Annotated in this window: 7 protein-coding genes; 5 read left to right on the top strand and 2 right to left on the bottom strand. The window is 71.2% G+C overall.

The window, feature by feature from the left end; genetic code table 11:
• Positions 1-194 precede the first annotated feature (194 nt).
• Positions 195-845, bottom strand: a complete 651-nt coding sequence (locus tag D7Y13_RS37495; protein WP_120535095.1) for an NADPH-dependent F420 reductase — start codon at positions 843-845, stop codon at positions 195-197.
• Positions 846-947: 102 nt separating this feature from the next.
• Between D7Y13_RS37495 and D7Y13_RS37490 the strand changes: the two genes are divergently transcribed.
• Positions 948-1,847, top strand: coding sequence for a LysR family transcriptional regulator (locus tag D7Y13_RS37490; RefSeq protein WP_120585398.1), 900 nt, complete (start codon positions 948-950; stop codon positions 1,845-1,847).
• On the opposite strand, the gene D7Y13_RS37485 is transcribed toward D7Y13_RS37490, so the two are convergent.
• Positions 1,834-2,541 carry a TVP38/TMEM64 family protein gene (locus D7Y13_RS37485; protein ID WP_370450794.1) on the bottom strand — a complete coding sequence of 236 codons (708 nt, stop codon included), beginning with the start codon at positions 2,539-2,541 and terminating at the stop codon, positions 1,834-1,836. The genes D7Y13_RS37490 and D7Y13_RS37485 overlap by 14 nt on opposite strands.
• A 367-nt stretch (positions 2,542-2,908) precedes the next feature.
• Here D7Y13_RS37485 and D7Y13_RS37480 point away from each other — a divergent pair, with 367 nt between their 5' ends.
• The 4 genes from D7Y13_RS37480 to D7Y13_RS37465 form a co-directional block, all read left to right on the top strand.
• Positions 2,909-3,361, top strand: a complete 453-nt coding sequence (locus D7Y13_RS37480; protein ID WP_120535092.1) for a general stress protein — start codon at positions 2,909-2,911, stop codon at positions 3,359-3,361.
• Between the two features lie 39 nt (positions 3,362-3,400).
• Positions 3,401-3,736: a hypothetical protein gene (locus D7Y13_RS37475; protein WP_120535091.1), complete on the top strand. Its 336-nt coding sequence runs from the start codon at positions 3,401-3,403 to the stop codon at positions 3,734-3,736.
• Between the two features lie 35 nt (positions 3,737-3,771).
• Positions 3,772-5,025: a cation:proton antiporter gene (locus tag D7Y13_RS37470; protein WP_233595875.1), complete on the top strand. Its 1,254-nt coding sequence runs from the start codon at positions 3,772-3,774 to the stop codon at positions 5,023-5,025.
• The coding region (locus D7Y13_RS37465) for a cation:proton antiporter (RefSeq protein WP_500683191.1) at positions 5,022-5,696 on the top strand (675 nt) is incomplete at its 3' end. The genes D7Y13_RS37470 and D7Y13_RS37465, both read left to right, overlap by 4 nt.

Below are 5,696 nucleotides of genomic sequence, written 5' to 3'. Positions count from 1 at the left end.
TCCGGGGAGAGGGGGGCACGGCGAGGGGACGGGTGCGGTCGATCGTGCTCATGAAAACCTCCAGCCACCGGGGGACGTGGGCTCAGGTAGGTTATCAGCGCCCTGCCCGGGAAGTTGCGTGTCCATGCCCGCGCCCCCGGGATTCCACCCCACGTCCCTGACGCATCAGGACAATTCCAGACAGCACCCAGCCATCAGCGCCGGGTGACGTGGATGTTGAAGTCGCCGGTGCCCAGGGTTCCCCACAAACGCAGCCAGAGCGGGAGGAACGCCTCGGTGCCCCGGGCGGTGGTGATGTCTCCCAGGTCGATGACGTGCTTCCAGCCGAAGCCCTCCGTGAGCAGCTGCTTCACGCGGGCCTTGGCGTCCGCGTCGTTGCCAGACACGAAGACGTCGTGATCTCCGGGCACGCGCGAGGGATCCACCATCACGTGGCAGTTCATGGTGTTGAGCGCCTTGACCACCTTGAGGGACGGGAAGGCGCGCTGCAGTTGTTCGCCCAGCGAATCCGTGGGGGCGGTGGACAGCACCGGCGGCATGCCCTTCGTGAAGTCGAGCGGGTTGGACACGTCCACCAGCACCTTGCCGCGCAGGGCCTCCTCGCCCGCGGCCTTCAGCACGTCCAGCGAGGCATTGCCCAGCGTGGCGTTGAAGAGCAGCTCCGAGAACGCCGCCGCGTCCGCGAACGTCCCCTGCGACGCCTTGCCCCCGGCCTTCTTCACCCACGCCGTGGCCTTCGGATTGTCCGCGGTGCGCGAGCCCATCCGCACCTCGTGGCCCAGTGCCACCAGCTTGCTGCCCAGCGCTTCACCCACCATGCCCGTGCCCAGGATCGCGATCCGCATGTCGACTTCCTCCGTGTGGACACCACGTTAATCGTCAACCCCGGGGTGGGGTGAGCACCCGGAAGTTGAACCATCGTCAACTCCGGGTTGACAATCTGGCCCATGGACCTGTTCACCGGGGTGTTGCCGTTCCTCCACGTCGCGGAGGAGCGGAGCTTCCGCAAGGCGGCGGAGCGCCTGGGCGTCTCCGTGGCGGCGGTGAGCAAGGCGGTGCGGCGGCTGGAGGAGGAGCTGGGCGCGAGGCTCCTGGAGCGCACCTCGCGCCACGTGGCCCTCACCCCCGAGGGCGCGGCGTTCCTGGAGCGCGCGAAGGAGGCGGTGGCGCAGCTCCGGGCGGCGCGGGAGACGGTGTCCCAGGCCCACCTGGCGCCCCGGGGACCGCTGACGGTGACGCTGCCCTTCATCCTGGGGCCGGTGCTGTTGCCGCGACTGGCGAGGCTCCAGGCGCGTCATCCCCAGCTCACGTTGCACGTGCGGATGAGCGACCGGCTGAGCCGGTTGGTGGAGGAACAGGTCGACGTGGCCATCCGGCTGGGGGACCTGGAGGACTCCAGCCTCGTGGCGCGGCGGCTGTTGCGCACGCGCTGGATGACGCTCGCGTCACCGACCTATCTGGCGCGGCACGGAACACCGGAGCGCCCGTCCGACCTGGAGCACCATGCGTGCCTGAAGTTCGTGGATCCGCGCGGGCTCACCCGCGAGTGGCGTTTCCTGGAGGCTCCGGGCGGCGCGGAGGCCGTGGTGCGCACGCGCGCCTCCATCGACGTCGATCACGGCCCGGCGCTGCTGGAACTGGCCGCCGCCGGGGCCGGGCTCTGCCAGGTGCTGGACTTCATGAGCGATGCGCGGATGCGGGAGGGCACCCTGGTGGAGGTGCTCGCGGATCACGCGGCGCAGGGGCCGCCGGTCCACGCGCTGTGCCTGCCGGGACGTCAGGCCGTGCCCCGCGTCCGCGCGCTGCTCCAACTGCTCACGGAGGAGCTGCGCCTCACGGCGTGGTGAGCGGAACCTTGGCGCCCGCCAGCGCTCGGGCGGTCGCCGCGTCTCCGGCCTCCACTTCCGGAAGGGGAGCCTCCACGGCGGCTTCGTTGACCTCCTTGTAGAACCGGCGGCCGAAGACGACGCCCAGCACCAGCGAGACGACCATGCCCACCGCGGCCACCGCCGTCATCACCGTGCGGCCCTGCGCCAGCCCGCTGCCGAACTGCGCGGTGAGGAAGGTGCCGGGGATGGTGCCCAGCACCACGCCCAGCACGGAGGGCCAGAAGCGCGCGCCGCTCGCCGCGCCCGCCGCCAGCATGATGTCCGTGGGACACAGCGGGTTGATGCACGCCAGGAACGTGAACTGGAAGTCGTGGCGCTTCGCCGCCTTGGCGATCGCCGGGTACTTGCTGCCGGCCAGCCGCTGCATCGGCCGGGTGCCCAGCTTGCGGGCAAGAAAGTAGAGCAGGGTGGCGGACAGGAAGCTGCCCGTTAGTGAATAGAGGGTTGCTGCGAGCGTCCCGAACATCATCCCACCCACCGCGGTGAGGACCTGTCCGGGCAGCAACGTCAGGGGCCGGATCGCCAGGAAGCCCACGTAAGCCAGGGGCGCGTAGTCGCCCAGGGGCAACAGCAGCTCGCGGATGGTGCGCTGATCGATGAAGTCCGGCCCCAACAGCCGGAGCATCACCAGACCGCCGATGGACACGACCATGGGTGCGAGGATCCGCAGCCAGGTCGACACCGCACTCCTGCCACTCGCCACCGCAACCTCCCCCAAGAGCGCCGGACGGTTGTGTCAGGCGTTGCGCACAAGGTGGGAACCGAGCAGGGAATCGGCAATGTGATCCGAATTGTTGTGAACAATGAGAGCGTCCTGCCGGGCAATCACCCGTCCAGTCCGGACGCCCAGCGTCCTCGACAAGCGCGCGGAATCCTTGGGGATTATGCATGCAATGTCAGGACAGAACGGCTGGCGGTGTACGGAGCTTGCTTGCATCGGGGCGCTTCCGTCCCAAGGTTTCAGGCAAGGGACACCGAGGCGCGGACGGGGTTGGTAGTCACCGAGAGGAGATACGGACATGTCGGACAAGGACAACAAGGGCAGCATGACGGTGGCCGAGGCGGGGCGTAAGGGCGGCGAGACGGTCCGCAACGAGCGCGGTCGCGAGTTCTACGAGACCATCGGCCGCAAGGGCGGCGCCACGGTGAAGGCAGAGCGCGGTCGCTCCTTCTACGAGGAGATCGGTCGCAAGGGCGGAGAGACCGTCAAGGCCGAGCGCGGTGCCAAGTTCTACGAGGAGATCGGCAAGAAGGGTGGCGACCGCGTCAAGGCCACCCGGGGACCGAACTTCTACGAGGAGATCGGCCGCAAGGGCGGTCAGAAGGTCAAGAAGCTCATTGAGGAAGGCAAGCGCGCGGCGCTGGCGGCGAAGAACGCCCAGGAAGCCGCCGCCGCGGGCGGAGCCGCGCCCCAGCAGGAGGGGGCCGCTCCCGTCACGCCGCCGGAGCCGACCACGCCCGGCAACGAGTAACGGGGGACAGGACGCGCGCTCTTCCGGTATGAGGGTCGCGTGTACCTGGTCATCACGTTCCTCGAGCAGGTGGAGACGACCGAGCGGGCGATCGGTCGGCTCCGGGAGTTTGGCATCCCGGAGCCGCTGGTCATCCGGGCGCGCAGCGCGGCTGCCGCCCTGTCCGCGGAGGTGCCGGTGTTCGCCGGCCTGCGCAGCCTCGCGCTGGGCGCGGACGAGGACCGCATCGTGCTCGTGAGCGTGCTGCCCACCCTCCCCGCGGAGGAGATGGAGCGGCTGCTCCAGCGCGTGCAATTGGAAATGGACGCGGACGATCCGCCCATGGGTCGCCTGGTGGCCCTGCCCGTGCTGGCGGCCCCCACCCACCGGCGTTGATGACGCGCGGGGGCGCGCGGGTGTAAGCACCCCTGGTGCAAGCGCTGCTCGTCTTCCTCATCGTCGCGGCGTTGTCGCTGCTCGCGTCGAGCCGTTCGCTGCTCGACCCGGCCCGCTTCCCGGCCCTGGCGCAGCTGGCGGCGAGCGGCCTGCTGTTCCTCATCTTCGGTGCGCTGCTGGGGCCGTCCCTGCTGGGCGTGCTCACCGCGCGCAACCTGGACTCGCTCCGGCCCCTGGTGGCCCTGGGGCTAGGGACGGGGGGCGTGCTCTTGGGGCTCAACCTGGAGCCCCGGCTCTTGCGCCTGTTGCCCCGACCCGTCTACGCGGCGGCGGTGGCGCACGCGGGCACGGCCTTCTTGTTCGTGGCGCTGCCCCTGTCGGTGCCGCTGGTGCTGTCCATGGGCCTGCGTCCCCTGGTGGCGGTGGGCGCGGCGGCGCTGTTGGGCGCGGCGGCGAGCCTGTCCTCGGGACACTTCGCGGTGCTGGGCTACCGCAACGGGCGGCTGGAGCGCTCGCGCGGGCTGGGCGTCGCGCTGCTCACGATGATGGACGACGCGGTGGGGCTGGGCGTGCTCGCGCTGGGGCTCGTGCTGGGCGCCACCGGCAACGCGGCGGAAGGGCTGGGCCTCTTGGGGCTGGCGCTGCTGCTGGGCGTGGCGTGCGGCGCGCTCCTGGCGTTCCTCACCCATTCGCTGAAGGACCCGGCGGAGCAGACCACGGTGACGCTGGGCATGGTGGCGCTGGTGGGCGGCGCGGCGGCGTACCTGCGGCTGTCGGCCCTGCTGGCCGGCGTGGCGTGCGGCGCGACGCTGGCGCTGATGGGCGGACGCACGGCGGAGCGGGTGGCCCGGGCGCTGTCGCGGGTGGAGCGCCCCACGTACCTGGTGCTGGTGTTCATGGTGGGCTGTCACCTGCACGCGCGCGACCTGGCGGCCTGGGCGCTCCTGCCCGCGTTCGTGGGCCTGCGGTTCGTGGGCAAGGTGCTGGGCGGCCACTTCGCGCAGCGGCTCACGCGGGGCGTGCTCGATCTGCCCCCGCAGTTCGGCTACGCGCTCATCGCCCAGGGCGGCCTCGCGCTGTGCATCGTCGCGGAATACGTGCTGCTGGTGCCGGGCTCGCTGTCGCAGCGGGTGCTGGACGTGGTGGCGGTGGGCGCGGTCGTCAACGAGATGCTCGCGCACGGCGCCTTCCGGCACGTGCTGGGCGCGGAGCAGACGCCCCGGAAGACGGACGCTCCGCCCGCGGCCCCTGGCGATGCCCCGGGCAGTGACGCGGGGGTGGCGACGTGAAGGGGTCCGTCTTCCGGCTGCTGCTGCTGGTGGCGCTGCTCGCGGCCATCACCCAGGCCCAGGCGATGCGCGCGGACGCGGGCACGCCCGTGCTGCTGGCGGCGGGCGCGCTGCTGTTGTGCGGCCTGTTCGCGGGCAAGGTGGCCAAGGGCCTGGGCCTGCCGCGCCTCACCGGCTACCTGCTGGTGGGCGTGGCGGTGGGGCCCTACGCGCTGGGCTTCATCCCGGGCGCGGGCGTGAAGGGGCTGGAGCTGGTGAAGGGGCTGGCGGTGAGCCTCATCGCGCTGGTGGCGGGCACGGAGCTGCACCTGGGCCTCCTGCGGCGCGTGGGCGCGCGCGTGGCCCTGCTCTGCGCGGCGGTGTGCGGGGCGACGTTCGTGGTGTGCTTCGGGGCGACGTTCGCGCTCAAGCCATTCCTGCCGTTCCTCGCGCCGCTGACGCTGCCCCAGGCGCTGGCGGTGAGCGCGCTCCTGTCCACGGTGATGGTGTCGTTCTCCCCCACGGTCACCATCGCCATCGTTCAGGAGACGTCCGCCAAGGGCTCGTTCACGGAGTTCCTGATGGCGCTGGTCATCATCGGGGACCTGTTCGTGATGGTGGCCTTCGGGCTGGCGGCGGGCATCACCCGGGCGACGTTCGGCGACGGGTTGGACGTGGCGGCGCTGGTGGGC

Origin of the sequence: Corallococcus praedator, assembly GCF_003612125.1 — a bacterium.
GTDB lineage: Bacteria > Myxococcota > Myxococcia > Myxococcales > Myxococcaceae > Corallococcus > Corallococcus praedator.
Note: the sequence above shows the minus strand (reverse complement) of the source record. Positions and strands in the feature narration are given on the sequence as shown.